The 21,067-nt window shown below is 72.5% G+C and carries 16 protein-coding genes; 2 read left to right on the forward strand and 14 right to left on the reverse strand.

What is annotated here, in order from left to right; all coding sequences use genetic code 11:
• Window positions 1-91: 91 nt before the first annotated feature.
• From ABT369_RS20790 to ABT369_RS20855, 14 genes are all read right to left on the reverse strand, one after another.
• Entirely contained in the window at window positions 92-922 is an 831-nt protein-coding gene (locus ABT369_RS20790; RefSeq protein WP_350614059.1) for a phosphate ABC transporter ATP-binding protein, read from the reverse strand.
• 55 nt (window positions 923-977) lie between these two features.
• Window positions 978-1,913 carry a class E sortase gene (locus ABT369_RS20795; protein ID WP_350614061.1) on the reverse strand — a complete coding sequence of 312 codons (936 nt, stop codon included), beginning with the start codon at window positions 1,911-1,913 and terminating at the stop codon, window positions 978-980.
• A 100-nt stretch (window positions 1,914-2,013) separates the two neighbouring features.
• The gene (locus tag ABT369_RS20800) at window positions 2,014-2,880 is read right to left on the reverse strand and encodes an Ig-like domain-containing protein (protein ID WP_350614063.1); all 867 of its coding nucleotides are present in this window, start codon (window positions 2,878-2,880) and stop codon (window positions 2,014-2,016) included.
• A gap of 52 nt (window positions 2,881-2,932) precedes the next feature.
• The gene (locus ABT369_RS20805) at window positions 2,933-3,229 is read right to left on the reverse strand and encodes a hypothetical protein (protein WP_350614064.1); all 297 of its coding nucleotides are present in this window, start codon (window positions 3,227-3,229) and stop codon (window positions 2,933-2,935) included.
• Window positions 3,226-4,419, reverse strand: coding sequence for a WxL protein peptidoglycan domain-containing protein (locus ABT369_RS20810; protein ID WP_350614066.1), 1,194 nt, complete (start codon window positions 4,417-4,419; stop codon window positions 3,226-3,228). Before ABT369_RS20810 ends, ABT369_RS20805 begins: the two co-directional genes overlap by 4 nt.
• An 80-nt stretch (window positions 4,420-4,499) precedes the next feature.
• Complete coding sequence (locus ABT369_RS20815) at window positions 4,500-5,930, reverse strand: Ig-like domain-containing protein (protein WP_350614068.1); 1,431 nt, start codon at window positions 5,928-5,930, stop codon at window positions 4,500-4,502.
• Window positions 5,931-6,153: 223 nt separating this feature from the next.
• Window positions 6,154-7,266 carry a hypothetical protein gene (locus tag ABT369_RS20820; protein WP_350614069.1) on the reverse strand — a complete coding sequence of 371 codons (1,113 nt, stop codon included), beginning with the start codon at window positions 7,264-7,266 and terminating at the stop codon, window positions 6,154-6,156.
• Window positions 7,267-7,427: 161 nt separating this feature from the next.
• Window positions 7,428-10,133, reverse strand: coding sequence for a hypothetical protein (locus tag ABT369_RS20825; protein ID WP_350614071.1), 2,706 nt, complete (start codon window positions 10,131-10,133; stop codon window positions 7,428-7,430).
• On the reverse strand, window positions 10,130-11,764 hold the full coding sequence (locus ABT369_RS20830; RefSeq protein ID WP_350614072.1) for a phosphate ABC transporter substrate-binding protein PstS: 1,635 nt from the start codon (window positions 11,762-11,764) through the stop codon (window positions 10,130-10,132). The genes ABT369_RS20825 and ABT369_RS20830 overlap by 4 nt, the downstream gene beginning before the upstream one ends.
• Window positions 11,761-13,125 carry a phosphate ABC transporter permease PstA gene (gene pstA / locus ABT369_RS20835; RefSeq protein ID WP_350614074.1) on the reverse strand — a complete coding sequence of 455 codons (1,365 nt, stop codon included), beginning with the start codon at window positions 13,123-13,125 and terminating at the stop codon, window positions 11,761-11,763. Before pstA ends, ABT369_RS20830 begins: the two co-directional genes overlap by 4 nt.
• A gap of 1 nt (window position 13,126) precedes the next feature.
• Entirely contained in the window at window positions 13,127-14,134 is a 1,008-nt protein-coding gene (gene pstC / locus ABT369_RS20840; protein WP_350614075.1) for a phosphate ABC transporter permease subunit PstC, read from the reverse strand.
• A 130-nt stretch (window positions 14,135-14,264) separates the two neighbouring features.
• Window positions 14,265-14,594 (reverse strand): hypothetical protein, encoded by a 330-nt coding sequence (locus ABT369_RS20845; RefSeq protein ID WP_350614076.1) that lies wholly within the window; start codon window positions 14,592-14,594, stop codon window positions 14,265-14,267.
• Between the two features lie 656 nt (window positions 14,595-15,250).
• Window positions 15,251-16,291 carry a cellulase family glycosylhydrolase gene (locus ABT369_RS20850; RefSeq protein ID WP_350614077.1) on the reverse strand — a complete coding sequence of 347 codons (1,041 nt, stop codon included), beginning with the start codon at window positions 16,289-16,291 and terminating at the stop codon, window positions 15,251-15,253.
• A gap of 80 nt (window positions 16,292-16,371) precedes the next feature.
• Window positions 16,372-17,118 carry a class I SAM-dependent DNA methyltransferase gene (locus tag ABT369_RS20855; RefSeq protein WP_350614078.1) on the reverse strand — a complete coding sequence of 249 codons (747 nt, stop codon included), beginning with the start codon at window positions 17,116-17,118 and terminating at the stop codon, window positions 16,372-16,374.
• Between the two features lie 266 nt (window positions 17,119-17,384).
• Here ABT369_RS20855 and ABT369_RS20860 point away from each other — a divergent pair, with 266 nt between their 5' ends.
• The gene (locus tag ABT369_RS20860; protein WP_350614080.1) at window positions 17,385-19,271 is read left to right on the forward strand and encodes an ABC transporter ATP-binding protein; all 1,887 of its coding nucleotides are present in this window, start codon (window positions 17,385-17,387) and stop codon (window positions 19,269-19,271) included.
• Window positions 19,268-21,052 (forward strand): ABC transporter ATP-binding protein, encoded by a 1,785-nt coding sequence (locus ABT369_RS20865; protein WP_350614082.1) that lies wholly within the window; start codon window positions 19,268-19,270, stop codon window positions 21,050-21,052. Before ABT369_RS20860 ends, ABT369_RS20865 begins: the two co-directional genes overlap by 4 nt.
• Window positions 21,053-21,067: the final 15 nt, after the last annotated feature.

Consider the following 21,067-nt stretch of genomic DNA (forward strand, 5'->3'; position numbering starts at 1 on the left):
CCCCTGCGCCCACGCGCGGTCCAGGAACTGCCCGGCTCCGGGGTCGCCGAAGACGCGGAAGATCTCGTACCGGTGGCGATTCCCCCCGCCGTCAGCCGAAGCGGCCGCGCACGTAGTCGGCGGTCCTCGGGTCGCGGGGCGCGCCGAACATCGCCGGCGTCGGGCCGAACTCGACGACCCGGCCGGGCTGGTGCTCCTCGGCGAGGAAGAACACGGCCTGCTGCGAGACGCGGGCGGCCTGCTGCATGTTGTGCGTGACGATCACGATCGTGACGTCCTCGACGAGCTCGGCGATCGTCTCCTCGATGACCCGCGTCGAGGTCGGGTCGAGCGCCGAGCACGGCTCGTCCATGAGCAGCACCTTCGGCCGGATGGCGAGCGACCGCGCGATGCACAGTCGTTGCTGCTGGCCGCCGGAGAGCGCGCCGCCGGGCTGGCGGAGGCGGTCGCGGACCTCGCGCCACAGCCCGGCGCGCACGAGGCACTCCTCGACGATCTCGTCCTTGACCGCGCGCGAGGCCCGCCGGCCGGTCAGCTTGAGGCCGGCCACGACGTTGTCGTAGATGGACATGGCCGGGAACGGGTTGGGCTTCTGGAAGACCATGCCGATCTGGCGGCGCGCCTCGGTGAGCTTGCGGCCCGGATCGTAGATGTCCTCGCCGTCGAGCAGCACCTGCCCGGCCATCGACGCCGACGGCACCAGCTCGTGCATCCGGTTGAGGATCCGCAGGAACGTCGACTTGCCGCACCCCGACGGCCCGATCAGCGCGGTGACCTCGCCCGCGCGCATGTGCAGCGAGACGCGGTCGAGGACGAGGTGGTCGCCGAACCAGGCGGTGACGCCGACCGCGCGGAGTCCGGCCAGCTGCCGATGGCTGTGGTACGAGTCCGGTACGACGACCTCTGGTTCGGCGATGTCCATGGCGTTGCGTCTCCTCCGCTTCGATCTTCCCGGCCGGTCTCGCTCGCGCGCCGGCTCACAGCAGGTTGGGCAGCATCCGGACGGTCTGCTCGGCGACCATCAGGCCGAAGACCGCGAGCAGGGGCAGGAAGACCACCCAGGTGCGCACGGCGCCCCAGCGGTGCCGGGACCACACGAAGCCGACCGCGCCGGCGACGAGGCCCTGCAGGCCCATCACGAGAATCCACAGCGACGACGTGTCCCCGGCCAGCGCCTGCTCCTGCGGGCTGATGGAGCCCGGGCGCAGCGGGCGGGGCGGGCTCGGCTGGACCTGCGACACGAGCACCGCGTCGACCCGCAGCACGCCGTCGGGCAGGAACGGCACGCCGACGGCGGTGACGAGCGTGAGCCGCCCGGCGCCGGGCGCGACCGGCGGCGGCACCGCGTCGCCGGCGCGGCGGCTGCCGGTCACGCGGTACGTGGACTCGCCCTGCCCGGTGAGCACGGTGATGCGGTCGTCCGGCTGCAACTGCTCGATGCGGCCGAACGGGCCGCCGTACGCCGCGGCGCGGCCCATGATGATGGCGGTGCCGGCCTGGCCGGGCAGCGCGCTGTCGCGCTGGTGCCCGGGCCCGTACATGAGCACGCCGCTGGTCGTGCCCTCCGACACGACCTCCTCCAGGTGCAGCGCGGGAATGCGCAGGACGGCCACCGGCGTGCCGAGCGGGATGAGGTTGCCGTCGCGGAGCTGGCCCACGGGCGCCGTGCCCCGGGCGAGGTCGACGCGCAGCGTGTCCATGCCGGCCTTCTGCTTCGAGGCGTGCACGAGCTGGCTGATCCCGGTGATGTTCACCGCGAGCCCGAGCAGGACGGAGGCGAAGACCAGCAGCGCGGAGCCGGCGAAGTACCGCCAGGCGGGGGCGGGCTCCAGGGCCGGCGGCGGGTACGCGGCCGCGTACCGCGCGGGCTCGTAGTCCGGCGGCTCCGGGCGTACGGGCAGCAGTGCGGTCACGGGCCGGCCTCCCTGATCTTGTGGTCCGGTGCCGGGGCGGCTGCGCGCTCCGGCACCGTTGATGCGGGTGGTGCGGGTGGTGCGGTTCGTCAGGGCCGGATCAGGCGGTGACGTGGATCGTCACGGCGCTCGACGTGCCCGGGCGGACGTTGGCGTCACCGGAGTAGACCGCGACCAGCTGGTGGTCGCCGGCGGGGCTGAGGCCCGGAACGATCGCGACGGCCACGCCCAGGACGAGCCGGGCCGAGGCGACGACCGTCGAGCCGTCCTTGATCTGGATGGTGCCGGTCGGGATCTTGCCGTTGGTCGAGGTCACCTGGACCAGCGCGACCAGCGGCTTGTTCACCTTGACGGTGGTCGGGAACGCGAAGAACCCGCTGCCGGAGGTGGCCCGGCCGTCCCACCGCCACTGCAGGGCGTCGTAGAACCGGTCGGCCGGCCAGTCGGCCGGCTGCGCGGCGCGGGTGGCGGCCGAGACGTCGATCGGCGTCACCCAGGAGGCGAGGAGGTTGAAGTCGGCGTCCGCGCAGGCGCCGACGATGCTGAAGGCACCGGTGGCGACGGTGGTGCCCACCGGCTTCGCGGCGTCCTCCGGCGAGAGCCCCACGTCCGACGTGTTCGCCGGGAGGATGCCCTTGACGATGTTCTGCACGCCGCCGTCGTTGAACGTCCCGGCCTGCACCGGGATGGCGAGGTCGCTGCCGAGGGTGACGACCGGGGCCAGCGGCGCGCCGTTGACCACGATGTTCGCCTCGTCGCCCACCTTGGAGAGGGCGTCGACGTAGTACGTGGAGCCCGCGGGGCAGTTGGTGGCCGGGACGGCCAGCGTCACGGTGTCGGCGGGGTTGCCGGCGCCGAACTGGAAGCTGCCGGAGAGCGGCTTGACGGTGACGGTGCTGCCGCCGGTGGCCGCCTGGGCCGGGGCGCCGAGCGCGCCCAGCAGCAGCGACGACGAAACCGCCGCCACGATTAATGCCCGCTTGGACAGGTTCACAGGGAGGGGTCCTTTCGGTGCGCCGCTACGCGGCAGGGGGTTGGTTGGACTTGCCGTATCGCCGGCCGAGGACCACGAGCCCGAGGCCGGCGACGATCAGTGCGGCGGCGCCGCCGACCAGCCCGGCGAGCGCCGGGCCGGTCTTCGGCAGGCCGCCCGCGGGCGGTGAGGACGGGGTGGGGCTCGGCGTCGCGCCCGGAGGCACGCTGACGGTGATCGTCACGGAGCCGTTGTCGTCGGCCGCGGCGGCCCCGGCGGCGAACAGGCTGCCGAGCAGCAGCAGGGCGAGCGCGGTGACGGCAAGGCCGGTTCGACGGATCACAGCTTCTCCTCCATTCGCGCCGGCTCGGACTCGAGCTCGGGACGGGATGCCGCTCGCGCCGGCTCGGACTCGAAATCGGGACGGGATGCCGCCAGCCGGTCGGCGGCGGCGCGCCGCTCCTCGAGCCGGCCCCGCTCGACGGCCGCGGCCAGGCTCCGCGCGGCGGCCTGGCGGCGCCGGCGCAGGACGATGACGGCCAGCACGACCAGGGCGGCGAGCAGGACCAGCAGGACGAGCTGGCTCCACGGCATCGCGAACAGGCCGGCGCTGCGCCGGCCCGTGCCGAGGCCGGCGGCGGACAGGGACTCGGTGTACTTGTCGCCCTTGACGGCGGACGGCGTGACCGTCACGTCGGCGCCGAGCGGGCCGAGCGGGGCGACGCCCCGGATGATGACGGTGTACTGCAGCGACTGGCCCGGCAGCAGCTCGGCGACGGGCGGCCCGGAGGCGCTCGCCAGCCGGCCTCCGCTCGCCCCGGTCACCGCGGCGAGCTGGGCGGCGGCCAGCCGGACGTTGCCGGTGTTGCGCACCGTGTACTCCACGGTGACGTCGCCGCCGGCGAACGGGTTCGGCGAGTGGTGGTACCGCGCGTCGAGCCGGGTGATCCCCAGCGACGGCGCGAGCTTGCCGTGCACCCGCAGGTAGATCCGGGCGCCGATCCGGTTCTCCACGACGACGGGGCCCTGGCCCGCCCGCTGCAGCGCGGCGACGATGCCCCCCGCGTGGTCGCCGGGGGTGCCGTTGGCCGGAATCGCCAGCGTGAACGGGACGTTGACGGTCGCGTTGGCCGGAATCGTGACGGTGGACTGCGTCAGCGCCACCCAGGCACCGACGTCGGCCGGCTTCCGGTCGCCGGCGAGCAGGTCGAAGCCGCCCGTGGGCGTGTTGACGGCGTCGCTGGCGTAGACCCGGAAGGTCGCGGGCGCGGCGCTGAAGTTGCTGACCGCGACGACATCGCGCAGCGTCTGGCCGGGGTCCGCCTCGAACGTGAACGCGGCGCGCCCGTCGGGCCCCTTGTCCGTGCCCGGCGCCACCGACCAGGTGACGGAGCTCTTCGCCGCCGGCGTGCCCGGGCCGGGCGGCGGGCTCGGCGGCGCTGCGCCCGCGGGCTGGGCCACTCCCAGCAGCGCCGGCAGGGCCGCGACGACGGCGACCAGCCGGATCCGGCGCAGCGTGCGGGATTGCCTCATGAGGTTTCACGTCCGTTCGCGCTCGCGGTCCTGGTCCGGGTGGGCGGCCGGTTCGCCGCCCACCCGGTGGTGCGGCCGGGTCAGATCGCGGTGATCGTGACCGTGGCGTGGTACGTGTCGCCCGGCGTGGTCGCCGGGAACTGCAGACCCAGGTCGGCGCCGAGCTTGGCCGTGCCGATGCCGCTGCCCTCCGGCGCCGTGGCGAGCGTCGCCCCGGCCCCGGTGAGCCCGGGCGTGCTGCCCGGGGCGATCGCCGTACCGGCCGTCACGCCCTGGCCCTGGCTCTGGGACAGGACCTGCGGGGTCCAGCCCAGCGCGGTGCCGGGGAACGAGTGCTCGGCGTTGTCGCCGACGAAGGTGTCGGAGACCTTGCCGTTGACGTTCCAGCCGAGCGTGTCGCCCGTCCGGTTGTCGGTGACGGTGACCAGCGCGACGCCCGCCTGCTCGGTGACGAAGTCGTCCCCGACCCGCGAGGCCTCCGGCAGCGCGACGGTGCCCGTCGCGTCGACGGTGAGCGTCAGCGCCCCGGTGCCGGTGGACGGCACGGTGGTCTGGAGGGGGACGGTGCCCGACTGGCCACCGCCGCCCCTTTCCTGGGTGATCTGGTAGCTCAGCGTGGTGTTGGAGCCGGCGTAGGCCTTGGTGTCGTCCGGCGTGAAGACGGCCTTCAGCGTGTGGCCGCCGACCGCCAGGGTGTTCGTGCTCAGCGATGCCGCGCCGGCCGTGACCGCCTTGGCGCCGAGCGAGGTGGCGCCGTCGAAGAACTCGACGGAGCCCGCCGCGGCCGGCGGCGTGACGGTGACCGCGAGGTTCACGGTCGTGCCCGCCGTCGCCGACCCGGCCGGCGACGCGGTCAGCGCCACCGAGGTGGGCGTCGCCTCGCCGCCGCCCGGCGTCCCGAACGACCAGCTCCACTGCAGGTTGTCGTACGGGCGGTCGCCCGGCCAGCCCGAGGGCTTCGGGGCCCGGGTGGCCGCCTGCAGGTGCACCGCCGCGATGTCCGACTGCCCGGTGATCGCGCCGTTCGGGTCCAGGCACACCGAGAGGATGCTGAAGTCGCCCTCGGCGATCTTGGTGCCGGCCGGCTTCGCCGCGTCCTGCGGCGACAGCTGCTCGTCGGTGGTGCCCGCCGGCAGGATCGTCTTGACGATGTTCTGGATGCCGGGGTCCTGGAACGTGGCACCGTGCTGCGGCACCTGCAGGATCGGGGTGTTGCTGTCGCGCACGATGATGCCGTTCACGGTCATCGGCGCCCCGCTCTCGAGCACCGTGTCCTCGAGCCCCGGCAGGCTGAACGCGTCCAGGTAGAAGTCCGACCCGGCCGGGCAGGCGCCGCCCGGGGTGATCTGCAGCAGATCGGCGTCGTTGCCCACGCCGAACTGGAACTGCCCTGACTGCGGCGCGAAGGACAGCGCGCCGGTGCCGGTGGCGGCCATCGCCGGCGTCACGGCGACGCCGACGAGCACAATCGCTCCCACAGACGCCGCGATCAGGCGATGGGTGTTGTTCACGATAGGTTCTCCTCTCTGCCGAGCCATCGAGCGATGGCGGCATTCGGCCGGGCCGTCGAACCTGCTGCGCGGGCGCGCGGCCCCCGCGACCGGGCGTCGAGCGCAGCGTCGTCCGGCCGGACCCGGCGGGCTCGGCTGGACAGGAGCGTGGTGGCCCCGGGCCGGATGGCCGTGCGGGGAGGCACGACCATCCGGTGTTTCCGGTGTGGCGATGGGGCGACGACTACTTCTTGCCCTTGACGCTGGTGTCGCCGCAGTTCGCGTTGGTCAGGAAGCCGAACAGGTTGATGGTCGACTTCGGCGTGCCGGTGCAGACCAGCGCGCTGTTGCTGACGAAGATCTCCTTGAGCGCCGGGTCGGCGGTGAGGCCGGTGACCGACGTGGTCTTGAAGACGTTGTAGACCGAGCGCTGGTACGCCGACGGCCAGCTCGCGTTGATCTGGCCGCTGACGATCGGCGCCTGGCTGGCGAGGCTCAGCAGCTTGGAGCTGCCGCGACGGTCGGTGACGCCCGTCGTGACGTGGTTGGTCTGCGCGATGTTCTGCGCGATCGAGATCGGGATGATCTCGGTGTACAGGGTGGTGCCGACGGTCGGGTCGGTCAGGACCGTGCCGTCGTGCTCCTGCAGCGCCGAGCCGTCCGAGATCTTGGTGTCACGGACGCAGCCGCCCGACGCCGGCGCCTTGTTGACGTCGGCCTCGGTGATACCGACGGCGGTGAGCCAGAACGAGCGGGTGCCCGAGTTGGCTTGCGGCACGTACGGCGCGATGGTGTAGGTGGTGCTGCCGACCGTGATGGTCTTGGTGACGCACTTGTAGATGTCCTGCAGCTGGGCGATGGTCAGCCCGCTCGGGTACTTCTGGTCGAGCCCGCCGCCGGACTTGACCGCCGGCGCGACGGCGTCGATGCCGAACGGGATGAAGGTGAGGTCCGTGTTCGACGTGTCGTTCGGGCCACGCGAGGAGCGGGCGAAGGTCAGGGCGTTGGCCGGGACCGGGCCGGTGCCCTCGCCACCGAGGTTCAGCGAGTCACGCAGGGCGGTGATGCCGGCGCCGGAGCCGTCCGGGCGGGCGAACGAGCCGGCGGCGCAGTTCGTGGTGATGGGGCTGGTGCCGCGGGCGTTCCACGACTCGAACTTCTTGCCGCTGCTCGAGACGATGATCTCGGACAGCTTCTGCATGACGTCCTGCGTCGTGTCCGAACCGGAGCCACAGTAGACGGCGCCCGTGGGCGGCGCCGGGTCGGCCGAAGCCGGGCCCGCGGTCAGACCGACGACGACCAGCGTCGCCATCGGGATCGCGGCGGCCACCGCGATCGCCTTGTTGAGCTTGAACACTGCGGTTTCCTCCTCAGGAACCGCCTACCGGCCTGTCCGGTAGACTGCACTCCCGGCCTGCCCCTCCCTCTCTGAGGGGCAGGCCGGTCTTGCCACCGCCCGGGGGTGCCGGGCGGAGCCTCTGCGGGCCGCGTCGTGTGCGGCCCTCGGGAAGGTCTGCGCTAGGTGCCGCTCGGCCGGCGTCGGGGCCGCACGAACGGCGCCGCGAAGGCTGAGGCCAGCCCCGCGCCGAGTCCGAGGAGCAGGACCCACGGGGGCAGGACGGCCGGGTCGTCCGGGGTCCGTCCCGACTGCACGACCGCGACCGGCTCCGGGCCGCGGCTCGACCGGGCCGGCGCCGCCGAGGGCACCGAGCCGCGGGCGGGCACGCTGCCGGCCGCCGACGGTGCCGTGCCCGCGTTGGCGCCGTTGGTGTTCGGCTGCGAGCCCCCGCCCTCGTTCGCCGGCGGTTCGTCGTCCGGGTTGCCGTAGCCGGCGACGTGACCCTTCCGGATCTCCGTGGCCGCGGCCTTCGCCTGCAGCTTCAGGGTCAGCGGCAGCGGCGTGTAGCCCGGCGGCAACTGCCCGAAGGCCAGGCCCCGCGTCTGGCCGGCGCCGGCGGCGTACTCGACGAACTTGGCGAGCTGCTCGCGGGCCGTGGGGTCGGCCGCGGTGTCGATGTCGGCGACCGAGACCGCCGCGTAGGTGAGCATGGGCAGCGGGTAGGCGCCCGCCGCCGACGCGGCCGGGTTGGCGACCTTGACCCGCGGGTCGTCCGGGTCGCCGGCCATCGCCGCGGCGGCGGTCTGCAACGACGCGTCGCCGGGGGCGACGAAGTGACCGCTCGCGTTGCGCAGGCTCGCCGTGGACAGGCCGAAGCGGGCGGCCTCGGCGGTGGAGGTCACCGAGATCATGAACCGCTCGCCGACGTTCTGGGTGCCGATCTTCGTCCAGTGCGCGATGCCCGGCCCGTTGGTGATGGGGTCGCGGTTGTCGACGTCGTCCGGGCGGTACCACCGCGACGGCGCGACGCCGCCGGGCTTGCCGGTGAGCGTGCGCCGGGCGGCGTCGGCCAGGTTCTCCGCGTAGGGAGCGGCGTCGATCACGCAGACCGGCGTCGCGCCGTCGGCCTTCTCCTCGGCGGTGGGCGCGGTGCACGTGGGGTCGGAGGCCGGGAAGTTCTCGACCGGCAGCGCGATGCCCTTGTAGTTGGGGTTGACCGTCATGCCCCACGGGTCGGCCTTTCCGTCGAGGAAGGCGCGCGCGTCCTTGTCGGCGTTCACCCACTCCCACAGCGCCCGGGTGGCGTCGGCGTTCTCCAGCACGACGACCGGCGCCGCGGACGACGGTCCGCCCCGCGAGCCCAGCCATTTGATCTCCGGGTTGACGGCGACCACGTCCGGGTCCTCGAACAGCGTCGCCGGGTTCCTCGCCAGGTAGGCGGGCTTGCCGGAGGTCTTGTCGAGGTCCGGAACCGCGTACCGGTACGACTCGCTCAGCAGCTTGGCGACGATGCGCGGCGTGAGGTTGAGCCGGGGCAGCCGCGAGCCCCGGATGTCCTGCTCGGCCTGCGGCGTGTCGGGGGTGGTCACGTACCGCTCGATGTTGAAGGCGACGGCCACGCCCGACAGCGCCACCGGTGCGTAGGCGATGGGATGCTCGTCGTCGCGCCGGGCGGGCCGGCTGACGAGCGCCGCCCGCGTGCTGCCCGGGATCGAGCTGACGATCGTGTTGCGGGCGACCGTCTCCGCGACCGTCGTGAGGCTGTACGGCACCTTCTCGGTCGAGCACAGCGTCGGCGCCCAGTTGACGAACGCGATCTGGGCCGCGTTGCTGCCGATGATCCGGCGCTGGGCGGTGCCGAGCGGGCACGCGTCGCCGACCGGCCGGAAGTCGAGCCGGGCCGCCAGCCGGTGCTTCCACGTGGCCGCGGTGAGCGGCGAGGAGAGGTTCCGGCCGGTGCCGCCCGGCCCGGTGACGCTCGTGCCGGGGGCGTAGCCGTCGTCGATCTCGCCGCGCGGCACGATCACCAGCCAGCACGGGCGCCCCGTCGGGTGGCCGGAGTCGCCGACCGGTGCGCCGCAGCCCAGCCACGGCGACTCCAGCGACGTCTGCAGCTCGAAGGTCTGCTCGCCCGAGCCGTCCAGCCGCGCGGTGGCGTACGGCTGCTCGTTGGACTCGGCGTCGCCGAACACGCCGCCGCCGGCCCGGTTCACCGCCCCGCCGAACGGCGCGACGAAGCCCTTGTCGCCCGCGGCCACGTCGGGCCAGCCGCTCGCGACCGGGTAGAACGGCACCGAGCCGCCGGTGATGTTCCCGGCGTTCGCGAAGTAGTTCAGCGGCTGGCCGCCGCGCCCGGTGGCCGCTCGCTCGTCGACGTCGGCCCGCAGCGCCGTGCGGGTGCGGGTGTAGCCGCGCAGCGGGCCGCCGGCGGCCGGATCGGGGTGGTTGATCCGGCCGAGGTCGGTGTCGTCGTACGCGCCGAACTCGCAGGTCTCGCGGGCGGGCGCCGGCTGGCCGGCCGGTGCGGTCGGGTCGTCGCCCCAGCACTGCATGATCTGCAGGTAGCTCGAGAAGAACTCGGTGGAGAACTGCCGGGCCGGCAGGCCGGTCCAGCTGACGGTGATCGCCTGGTTGGTCAGGTCCCTGGTCTGCGACACCGTCACCTTGAGGTTCGCAAACGCGCTGTCGCCCTGCAGCGTGACCGCCGAGTCGGTGACCGGCGTGCCGGTGTACTCGATCTTGCCGATGCTCGGGTCGTCGGCCGCGGACACGGCCGAGATGTAGCCGACCTCGCCGAGGAGCATGACGGCCACGCCGGTGGCGACCCCGATGAGGGTCCGGCGGCGCCACGACATGGTGCGCGGCAGGGCGGGGATCGGGCTCACGAACGCCTCCGCAGGATCCAGGACGCCAGGCCGGGTCCGAGCACGAGGACGAGCACGGCTATCCCGGCGATGACCATCAGCGTCTGGCTGGCGGTCCAGCCGCCGCTGGTCGGCAGGGCTATCGGCACGGCCGCCACGTTCGGGTCTCCCCCGCCGCTGCCGCCGCCGGTGGTGACGTACTGGTCGGTGAGCGGGTCGTAGCTCACCGACGGCGCGGCGCTGGGGTCCCCCGTCGCGCCCGGGGAGCCCGCGCCGCCGGTGCCCTGCCCGCTGTTGCCGCCGGTGTTCTGCCCGCCGGAGGCCGCCTGGTTGACCGGCGTGCCCTGGTTCTTCTTGCCGCCCGTGCCGGTGGTGCACTGGCTCGGGCCCTGCTTGTCGCACGCCTGCGGCTGGGGCGCGATGTCGGCCAGGCGGTTGTGGCCGTCGGGCGTGAACGTGGGGTTGTTGCACGACTCGAGCGGCTTGCTGGCCGGCTCGGCGCCGGGGATCTTCTTGATCTGCTCGAAGCTCGCCTCGACCAGGTTCTTCGGCAGCGGCGAGTAGCCGAGATCGGGCGCCTGCTGCTGGCCCTCGCACTCGAAGAAGGTGCTGAACCTGGCCAGCGTCCGGCCCTTGTCGGTGGAGAAGTTGCCGGTGACCGTCGTGGGCAGGATGAAGTACGAGTACGACGACATCGGGTACGCCCGCGGGTCCGTGAACGTGTAGACGTCGGAGAGGTCCTGCGTGAGGTACACGGAAGGATCTGCGCTGTTGTTGTTGATCTTTGCCTTGAGCAGCGCGACCGCGACGTTGAGCGGCGTCGGCTCGACGTAGTAGCCGCCCCGGTTGAGCATCTTCACGACCGGGTAGTTGGCGTTGATCGCGTAGGAGTACTGCACGTAGCCGATCGCGCCCTCGGAGTAGCTCTGCGCGACGTAGCTGGCGACGCCCAGGTCGCCGGCCTTGGACACGGCGCCCGGGAAGTTCGGCCAGTACGACGCCGCGCCGTTGCCGCAGCCCCGGCTCCGGCAGAAGTTGCTCCACACGGACGCCTGCTGGGCCTGCATCCACAGGCTGAACTGGGCGCTGCTGCCGGAGCCGTCGGAGCGGATGACCGGCACGATCTTCTGGGCCGGCATGGTCAGGCCCGGGTTGTCGTTCTTGATCGCCTGGTCGTCCCAGCGCGTGATGCCGCCGGTGAAGATCTTCGCGATGACCTCGCCGGACAGCCGCAGGTTGGTGACCTGCCGGCCGGCGATCTTCAGGTTGTACATGAAGCTCGTGCCGCCGGCGACGATCGGCATGTACGCGTACGTCCCGGGCGTCGGGTTCTCCGGCGAGCCGCCGTCGGTCGGGTGCTGCTGGAACGGGATGTCCGAGGCGGCGAAGTCGACGGTGTGCTGCAGGAAGCGCTGGCGCCCGTCCGAGGAGCCGTTGGCGGCGTAGTCCACCCGGATGCCGTTCTGGTGCACGGCGCTGACCCACTGGTTGATGGCGTTCGCCGCCCAGCTCGAGCCGGCGCCGTTGATCGGCACGTTGCCGTCCGCCCGGGCCGGCGGGGCCGCGCCCAGGACGATGAGCAGGCTGCCGAGGCCCGCCAGCACCGGCCGCCAGGCCGATCGAGCCCGGCGGGCGGCGTCGCTGCGGTTCATGAGGCGTCTCCAGGGTCGCTCGGGTACGACTCGTGGTCGTCGTGGGCCGTCAGCTGATGGCGCGCCGCTTCCTGGCGCCGCATGCGCTCGAGGTCCTCGGCCGAGCGGCGGGTGTTGCGCCGGGCCTGCAGGGTGCCGACCCGGCCGGGCGGGCGGCCGGCGAAGGCCCGGGCCAGCGCGAAGAGGGTCACCACGATCACCATGAGCAGGGCCGCGGCGCCGAAGCCGCGCTGCTGGTAGAGCGGCTCGCCGGACCGGACGAGCTGGAAGGTGAGCAGCGGCAGCGACACCTGCGGGCCGCTGAACGGGTCGGCGTTGAGATACACCGTGTAGCCCGCCGTGAGCAGGACCGGGCTCGTCTCGCCGATGCCGCGCGCGGTACCGAGGATGATGCTGGTGAGCAGGCCGGAGCGCGCGGTCGGCAGCACGACATACCACACCGTGCGCCAGCGCGGCGCGCCCAGCGCCTCCGACGCCTCGCGCAGGTTGCCCGGCACCAGCCGCAGCACCACGTCGGCCGCCCGGATGATGATCGGCAGCATCATCACGCTGATCGCGCAGGCGGCGGCGAAGCCCGACGACGGGAAGCCCGCGATCAGGATGAGCGTCGCGTAGATGAACAGCCCGGCCACGATCGAGGGCAGCGCGGTCATCGCCTCGACGATCGTGCGCACCAGGCGGGCGCCGCGACCGCCGATCTCGGTGAGGTAGACGGCGCAGGCCAGCCCGAGCGGGATGGTGATCAGCAGCGCGATCGAGATCATCTCGAGGGTGCCGACGACGGCGTGCAGCACGCCGCCGCGGTCGAGCGAGTCGCGCGGGCCGGTGCCGGCCAGGTCCTCGGTGAAGAAGTTCAGGTGCCACAGCGCCGGTAGGCCCTTCCAGAGCGTGAAGCCGACGACGTCCAGCAGGCCGATCAGCAGGACCAGGCCGGCGCTGCCGAGGATCACCGTCCAGACCCGGTCCAGCGCCTCCGGGCCGCCGCCGGCGAGCCGGGACAGCACCGCGTAGGCGGCGATGAACACCGCGTACGCCACGATCACGAAGCCGGCGAAGCCGCTGAACGGGGCGAGCCAGGCGAACAGCAGGACCGCCACGCACACGCCGGTGCACAGCGATCCGAGCAGGTTGTACGCGTCGTCGGCCCGGATCGCGTGCAGCGCACGGCGCACCGGCACGGGCCCGAGGTCGCGCGGCAGGACGGTCTGCGCCCCGGCCGGCGGGTCCTGCACGGTGGGCTCCCACATGTCGACCTGGGTGTCCGCCCGCCCGGCGACCGGCTGCCACGAGGTCGCAGTGTCCAGCTCCGCGTCGGCGGCGCGCTCGCGCTCGCCGGGGTGGCCCATCGAGTCGACCGTCATCTCAGGCCTCGCTCTGCGCGCCGGAGCGGGACCGCGCGACGATCGTCGAGGCCGCGAAGTTCACGACCAGCGTGATGAGGAACAGCGCCAGGCCCGCCGCCATCAGCGCGGACAGGCCGAAGCCCGACGCGTCGCCGTACCGCAGCGCGATGAGGCTGGAGACCGAGTTCGTGCCGACCTGCAGGATGTGGATCTGCACGTCGAAGACCTGGGAGATCACCATGTAGACCGCGATCGTCTCGCCCAGGGCCCGGCCCAGGCCGAGCATCGTGCCGCCGATGATGCCACCGCGGCCGAAGGGCAGCACGACCGAGCTGATCATGCCCCAGCGGGTGGCGCCGAGCGCGTACGCGCCCTCGCGCTCGCCGGCCGGGGCCTGGCTGAACGCCTCGCGCATCACCGAGCACTGGATGGGCGCGACCATCAGCGAAACCGTCAGTCCGGCGACGAACGCGCTGGCGGTGTAGACGCTGGCCGAGCCCAGCGGGTCGGTCGGGTCCGCCCCGTCGACGTGCAGGATCGGGATCCAGCCGAACCAGGTCGCGAGCCACCGCGCCACGCCGACGACGGCGCCGTTGAAGAACAGCAGGCCCCACAGGCCGTACACCACGCTGGGCAACGCCGCCATGAGGTCGACGAGGGAGACCAGCCACGGCTTGAGCCATCGCGGCGCCACCTCGGAGATGAACAGCGCGGTGCCGATCGCCAGCGGCACGGAGACGCACACGGCGACGAGCGCGATGAGGACGGTTCCGGTGAGCACCGCGGCGATGCCGAACTGCCGGACGTCGGGCTGCCACTTGGCGGTGGTGAGGAACCCGAGGCCGGCCGCCCGCAGCGCCTCGGCCGCCCGCAGCGCCAGGAACAGCCCGATCGCGGCCATGACGCCGAAGACGAGGAAGCCGGTGAGGCGGGAGCCGCCGCGGAACACCCGGTCGGAGAGGGCCGACGAGGCACGCACGGCGCGCGGGCGCAGCTGCTCCTCGGCCGTCGTCGATTGCTGGCTCATCGGTCCCCTCCCCCTGCGCTGTCTCTGTCGAACGTGGCGTCGCCGATTCCCGGCTGCCGCCCGGAAAAGGTCATGCGGACACGCGGCGGCGAGCGCCGTCGCGTGGGATTGGCGGATGTCGGTCGTGTGGTCAGCCGGTGGTCGGGCGCCAGAACCGCCCCCGGCGACCGAGGGTCTCGTCGATGACGGCCGACGTGGCGCTGTCCATGAACCGCCGGGTGGCGGCCTCGCAGGTGGTCCGCAGCTCGTAGCCATGGGCGGCTACGGCCAGCACACCGAGCTCGGCGTCAGTGATCGACCAACGCCATCGGCGAGTCACATCGCGAGCCACCGCGACGGTGCCGGCGGCGGCGCGGCTGCGGACGTGCTGCGCGGCCTCGGCCGCCGCCTGCACACCGGCAAAACTCACCGGCGAAACGCCGAGAATCCGGTTGTTGGCGCCAACCAAGCGCCAGATCACCTGGCCACCACGCGTCCGATGGAATTGGTATCGCACTAATCAGCTCGCACCTCCGTGGTTCTGGCACGCCATTGTCACGGCAGCGTGCTCAGGTCTCGCGAACGCATCGATGCTGCGTCACGGTGGTGTATCGGCGAAACGCGGAACGGGTGAACAGGGACGTAATGAGATTGCTCCGCCCGGTAAAACCGACGATCTTGAAGCCGCGCGGATTCGCTAAAGGCGGCATTGACCTGCACTAACGGTCCACTTAAGGTCATCCGGGCTCCGCCGGGGGCGGGAGTTTCGCGTCAAGTGACGGATGGCGACCCATTGACTGTCGGCGGCGATTTGCAACTGATAAGGTGGCTGCCGGTCAGCCCAATCGAAGCCGATGGCACCTGGGCCCTATTGGCGTACCCGGATTAAGATCACCGGAACGAGCAGGTCAGCGCCACCGTGAGCGGTCACAGCATCGGCGATCTTGGCCGGCGCCAGCAATTGGCGATCTTCCATATTTGGAGGTCCGCAGCGGCCCCGGCGACGACCTCCGGGTCCCGTTATCGTCCGGACCCGGCGATATGCGCGCGGCCGCATTCCTCCCGGACGGGTCCGGCATATTTCGCGGCCGGTCGCGGCGGCCGGCAAGACCGCTATTCACAGCACGGCGGCCCGCACTACGGCGTGTAGACGGTCGCCTCGCGAGAGGTCTGCCGGATGCCGTTCGGGCCGTCGAACACCCGCCGGCCCCACCAGGTCATCGACTTGGCGTCGAACCGGTTCACCATGTCGAGGTTGCTCACGTCCCCGCTGTTGCCGCTCCAGGACCACGCGAGATAGCCGATGCCGTGCGCCTGCGCCTCGGCCATGACCGCGTCCTCGTCGACGTCGCCGTCGTGGTGGGTGTACGCGAACTCGGTCACCGCGATGGGGAGCTTCGCCTTCAGGTACCGCCCGGCGTAGTCGTGGATGTTCGTGGCCCGGCCGAAGGCGCCGTAGATGTGGATCGAGAAGACGGTGTTGTGCCGCGGGTCGGCGGCGAAGACCTCGGCGGCGTGGTCGCGCATGGTGAACGACAGGTCCTGGCCCCAGTCGGGCGCGTCGACCAGCAGCGTCTGCTGGATGCCCGCCCGGCGCAGGCGGCGGATCGAGTCCGTGGTGTCGCCGGGCCAGGTGCGGACGTTGTCCAGGACGTACGGTTCGTTCGCGACGTCGACGACGGCGTAGCGCTCCTGGCCGATGAGCGCCTTGCGAATGCCGATCCAGTAGTCCACCGCCCGTGCCTGCGGAATGGCCTCCGGCCGGTAGCCCCAGCCCGTGGTGTCGTTCACCACCAGGACGCAGATGAGGCGGTTCTGCCGGCACAGGGCGATCACGTGCGCGACATCGGCCGCGTCGTTGCGCTTCGCGACCACGCCGGTGGACAGCTCGACCCGGACGGTGTTGGCGCCCATCGCCTTGACGTCACTGAACACCTGAGCCGTCTTCTCCGGGAACACGGCGTGGTTCTCGCCCACGCCGCGCATGACGAACTCGTGGTTGTTGGCGTCGTAGAGGCGCCCGTCGCGCACGTGGAAGCCGGGCCGGACCGCCGCATCGCTCGGCCGGGGGGAACCACCGGGCCCCGGCTCCCCGTGCGAGTGGTGCAGCCGCCCCACGAGGACGAGCGCGGCCACGACGGCGAGCGACGTCCCCGCGACGGCGGTGCGCTTCCTCATGAACCACCTCGGACGGGATCTCCCGGCAATCGCCTGGCAATGTCGTAGCGCAGCCGGAGCACTTCCCCGAGGCCGGTCGTCTAATCCGGCAGCACGGGCTTCTCCCAGACGGAGACGTGCTGGGCGCTCTCGCTCGTGAACGGCTCGCGGTGCCAGTTCGCCCACCGCTCGCGCAGGTGCAGGCCGGCCATCTGGGCCATCAGGTCCAGCTCGGCGGGCCAGACGTAGCGGAACGGGATCGAGCGGAAGCCGCCGCGGCCGTTGACGACCTCGACATAGTTCGAGCTCATGGACTGCGTCGCGACGTCGTACAGGTCGTAGGCCCACCGCGTCTCGCTCACGTGGAACGGCACGGCGTCCTGCCCGGGCGGGAGCCGGCGCAGGTCCGGCATCATGACCTCGATGACGAACCGGCCGCCGGGCTGCAGGTGCGCCGCGACGTTGCGGAAGCAGGCCACCTGCGCCGCCTGCGTCGTCAGGTTCATGATCGTGTTGAAGACCAGGTAGGCCACGGAGAAGGCGCCGTCCACCCGCGTCGTGGCGAAGTCCCCGATCGTCACCCCGACCGCGTCACCACCGGGCTTCTCGCGCAGCCGGGCGACCATGGCCCGCGACAGGTCGATGCCGTGCACGGCGACGCCGCGGGCCGTCAGCGGCAGCGCGATGCGGCCCGTGCCGATGCCCAGCTCCAGCGCGCGGCCGCCGTCGGCCAGCTCGGCGAGCGTGTCGACGATCGGCTCGACCACCGCCGGGTCGGCCATGTCCGCCGACGACTCGTCGTACCTGGCCGCGACCTTTTCCCCGAAGTACCCATCCTGATCAATCACCGCAGGACCCTATCGCGGGCGCCCTCGCGCTCACCGGCCGCCGGTCGCCCGTCGAACAGTTGTTCCAGCCCCCGATGTTTCGCAATGATGTCGATCGCTGCGGGGGTCACGGACACACATAGGCCGATCCGGATTGATAGGTTGGATCACCGCACCGCGGGGAGCGCTCTCCCGGCGGGCCGCGATACCGCGTGTTCAGGGGGAGGTGCCATGCGTGCGCGATGCGCGAGACGTTCACGGCCGGCAATGCCTACGGGGTGTGACGCATGACCGCGGCGCTGCCCGGTGAGCTGTTCGAGGATTTCCGCGGCCGCGTCCGGGACCGGTGGCGGATCATCCGGCTGGTGCCGACCGGCGGCGCCGCCGCGGTCGGTGCCGCGCTGCTCATGCAGGTCGTCGCCGGCGCGCTGCCGGTCGCGTTCGTGGTGCTGACCGGTGCGGTGATCCAGCGGGTGCCGGAGACCGTGCGGGCCGGGATCGGGACGCCGCAGTGGCGCGAGCTGCGCAACGTGCTCGTCGCCGCGGCGGTGGTGTTCTTCGTCCAGCAGGCGCTGCTGCCGGTGCAGGCGTGGGCCGGTGAGCTGATCCGCCGCAGGATCGACGACATCGCCTCGGACCGGGTCATGGCCGCCTCGTTCGCTACGCACGACCTCGGCGTCCTGGAGGACCAGGAGGTCATCGAGTCCGCCGCCAACGGTGTGGAGATGCTCAAGGTCACCGTGTGGACCCCGGGGGCCGCCTGCACCGGCGTGATCGCGCTCGTCTCGCGCTACCTGCAGACGATCCTCGCCGGCGCGGTCGTCGGGTGGATCTTCAGCTGGTGGGCCGGTGCGCTGCTGGTCCTGGCGGGGCTGACGATCCGGTTCGGGTACCGGCTGGGGCTGTCGGTGTTCGTGAAGTCGTGGCGGACCGTCGACGCCGAGCGGCGCAAGCGCTGGTACTTCCGCGACCTGCTGCTCGAGCCGCGCGCCGCCAAGGAGGTGCGGGTCTTCGGCCTGCTGCCGTGGCTGCGGGAGCGGTTCACCACGACGGCGCTGGAGTCGGTGTACCCGACCTGGGCCGTCCGGCGGCGGATCTTCTACGGGCCCTACGTGCTGTACACCCTCGTCGCCTTCGCGGCGACCGCGGGGGCGCTGGCGATGACCGCGAACGCCGCGGCCGGCCAGGTGCTCGTCATCGGCAGTGCCGCGCTCGTCGCGCAGGCCGCGCTGTCCTCGCTGCAGATCGGCGGGTTCATCGCCGACTCCGACGTGCAGACCGAGTACGGCACCGTCACCTCCCAGGCGTTGCAGCGCTTCGAGGACACGGTCGCCGCGCGGGCCGGTGCCACGACCGCGGACCGGGACCCGGCGGGCCTGCCCCGGGCCGGGATTCGCTTCGAGGGCGTCACGTTCGGCTACGGCGACGGCCCGCCGGTGCTCAAGGGGCTCGACCTGGACGTGCCGGCCGGGCAGTCGCTCGCCGTGGTCGGGCTCAACGGCGCCGGGAAGTCGACGCTGGTGAAGCTGCTGTCGCGGTTCTACGAGCCGCGGCAGGGGCAGATCACCGTCGACGGCATCGACCTGCGGGACTTCCCGGCGGAGCGCTGGCAGCGCCAGATCGCCGCGGTGTTCCAGGACTTCGTGCAGTTCGAGCTGCCGGTGCGCGACAACGTCGGGTTCGGCGCGACCGGCCTGCGCGGCGACACGGCCCGGATCGAGTCGGCGCTGGAGCGGGCGGGGGCCGCGGACATCGTCCGGGGGCTGCCCGACGGGCTCGACACGATCCTGTCCCGGCAGTACGAGGGCGGCACCGACCTGTCCGGCGGGCAGTGGCAGCGCATCGCCATCGCGCGGGCGTTCATGGCCGTCGACCGGGGCGCCCGGCTGCTGGTGCTGGACGAGCCGACGTCGAACCTGGACGTGCGGGCCGAGGTCGAGTTCTTCGATCGGTTCCTGGAGCTGACGCGCGGCCTCACCACGATCGTGATCTCGCACCGGTTCTCCACCGTCCGGCGCGCCGACCGGATCGTCGTGCTCGACGACGGGCGGGTCGTGGAGTCCGGCAGCCACCAGGAGCTCGTCGACGCCGGCGGCCGGTACGCCGAGCTGTTCCACCTGCAAGCGGCCCGGTTCACCGACGACGCGGCCGACGTCGAGGAGGCAACCCGATGACCGAGTTCGCCCGCAACATCGCCGCGATCCTGTCCTCCGCGCGGCAGGCCAGCCCGTCCCGGCTCGCCGTGTCGCTGGTCCTCATGATCCTCGGCGCGGTGAGCGGGCCGCTCATCGCGCTCACCCTGAAGCAGATGATCGACGCCTCGATCGACCACCGGGTCGCCTGGGCGGTCGGCGCGTCGGTGGTGTTCGCGTTCATCGCCCTGGCCCACCTGACGATGGAGCACTTCGCGCACATCTTCTTCTTCGAGCTGTGCGACCTGCACGCGATCCGCGTCGAGTCCGAGCTCGGGCAGCTCGCCCTCGGCACGCCCGGCATCGAGCAGCACGAGCTGTCCGACTTCGCCGACCGGATGGAGCTGCTGCGCAAGGAGAGCGGCTCGATCGGCGAGGCGGTGCAGGCCGTGCTCACCGCCATCGCGCTGGCCGTGCAGATCGTGCTGACCGCGGTCCTGCTGGCCTACCTGCAGCCGTTCCTGCTGCTGCTCCCCCTGGCCGCGATCCCCCCGGTGATCGCCGGGCGGATGGCCGAGCAGCGCCGCCAGCGCGCCGAGCTCGCCGCCGCCGAGCAGGAGCGGCTCAGCACGCACCTGCTGGAGCTGGCCGTGCGGCCCGCGGCGGCCAAGGAGATCCGGATCTTCGGCCTGCAGGACGAGCTGCGCTCGCGGCGGGCGGGGCTGCGCCGCGACATCCACGCCCGGCTGCGCAAGGCCGAGACGACCGGCATGGTGCTGCGCATCCTCGGGCAGCTGGTGTTCGCCGCGGGGTACGTCGGCGCGGTCGTCCTCGTCGTGCGCGAGGCGATCGCCGGGCGGCGCAGCACGGGCGACGTCATCATGGCCGTCGCGCTCGCGGTGCAGACCAGCGCGCAGACGGCGAACGCGCTGAAGCTCGCGCAGGACCTCCAGCGCCACTCGCGCACCGTGCAGTGGGTGTCGTGGCTGCACGAGCGGGTCGCGAAGCTCCAGCCGCCGCCGGCGGACCTGCCCGCCCCGGACCGCCTGGAGCAGGGCATCGTGTTCGACGAGGTGTCCTTCCGGTACCCCGGCAGCGACCGCGACGCGCTCAGCCACGTGAACCTGCGCATCGCCCCCGGGACGACCGTCGCGATCGTCGGCGACAACGGCGCCGGGAAGTCGACGCTGACGAAGCTGCTGTGCCGGTTCTACCGTCCCTCCGGCGGCGCGATCACCGTCGACGGCGCGGACCTGTCCCGCATCGACCCGCAGGCGTGGCTGTCGCGGATCGCGGCGAACTTCCAGGACCACGTGCGCTTCGAGCTCGCCGCCGGGCAGGTGGTCGGGCTCGGGGACCTGCCGCGCAGCGACGACGAGGAGGCGGTCCGCCGGGCGCTGCACCGCGCCGACGCGACCGGCGTCGTCGACGGCCTGCCCGACGGGCTGGCCACCCAGCTCGGCAAGTCCTACGCCGACGGCGCGGAGCTGTCCGGCGGGCAGTGGCAGCGCCTGGCCCTCGGCCGGGCCATGATGCGCGAGGCGCCGCTGCTGCTCCTGCTCGACGAGCCCGCCTCCGCCCTCGACCCGCAGGCCGAGCACGCGCTGTTCGAGCGCTACGCGGAGTCGGCCAAGCAGGCCGCGGCGGTCAACGGCGGGGTCTGCGTCCTGGTGTCGCACCGGTTCTCCACGGTGCGCATGGCCGACCTCATCGTCGTGCTCGACAGCGGCGGCGTGGTCGAGCAGGGCAGCCACGACGAGCTGATGCGCCGCGGCGGGCTCTACGCGGAGCTGTTCGAGCTCCAGGCATCGGTGTACCGGTAGGCAGCAGTGATACCA

It is taken from the genome of Dactylosporangium sp. NPDC000244, from assembly GCF_040300725.1.
Taxonomy (GTDB): Bacteria; Actinomycetota; Actinomycetes; order Mycobacteriales; family Micromonosporaceae; genus Dactylosporangium.

What these genes read in the sequence shown, in the direction of transcription:
- ABT369_RS20790 (WP_350614059.1), bottom strand. Translation starts at nt 922, where the DNA reads ATGGACATCGCCGAACCAGAGGTCGTCGTACCGGACTCGTACCACAGC.
- ABT369_RS20810 (WP_350614066.1), bottom strand. Translation starts at nt 4,419, where the DNA reads ATGAGGCAATCCCGCACGCTGCGCCGGATCCGGCTGGTCGCCGTCGTC.
- ABT369_RS20830 (WP_350614072.1), bottom strand. Translation starts at nt 11,764, where the DNA reads ATGAACCGCAGCGACGCCGCCCGCCGGGCTCGATCGGCCTGGCGGCCG.
- pstA (WP_350614074.1), bottom strand. Translation starts at nt 13,125, where the DNA reads ATGACGGTCGACTCGATGGGCCACCCCGGCGAGCGCGAGCGCGCCGCC.
- pstC (WP_350614075.1), bottom strand. Translation starts at nt 14,134, where the DNA reads ATGAGCCAGCAATCGACGACGGCCGAGGAGCAGCTGCGCCCGCGCGCC.
- ABT369_RS20850 (WP_350614077.1), bottom strand. Translation starts at nt 16,291, where the DNA reads ATGAGGAAGCGCACCGCCGTCGCGGGGACGTCGCTCGCCGTCGTGGCC.
- ABT369_RS20860 (WP_350614080.1), top strand. Translation starts at nt 17,385, where the DNA reads ATGACCGCGGCGCTGCCCGGTGAGCTGTTCGAGGATTTCCGCGGCCGC.
- ABT369_RS20865 (WP_350614082.1), top strand. Translation starts at nt 19,268, where the DNA reads ATGACCGAGTTCGCCCGCAACATCGCCGCGATCCTGTCCTCCGCGCGG.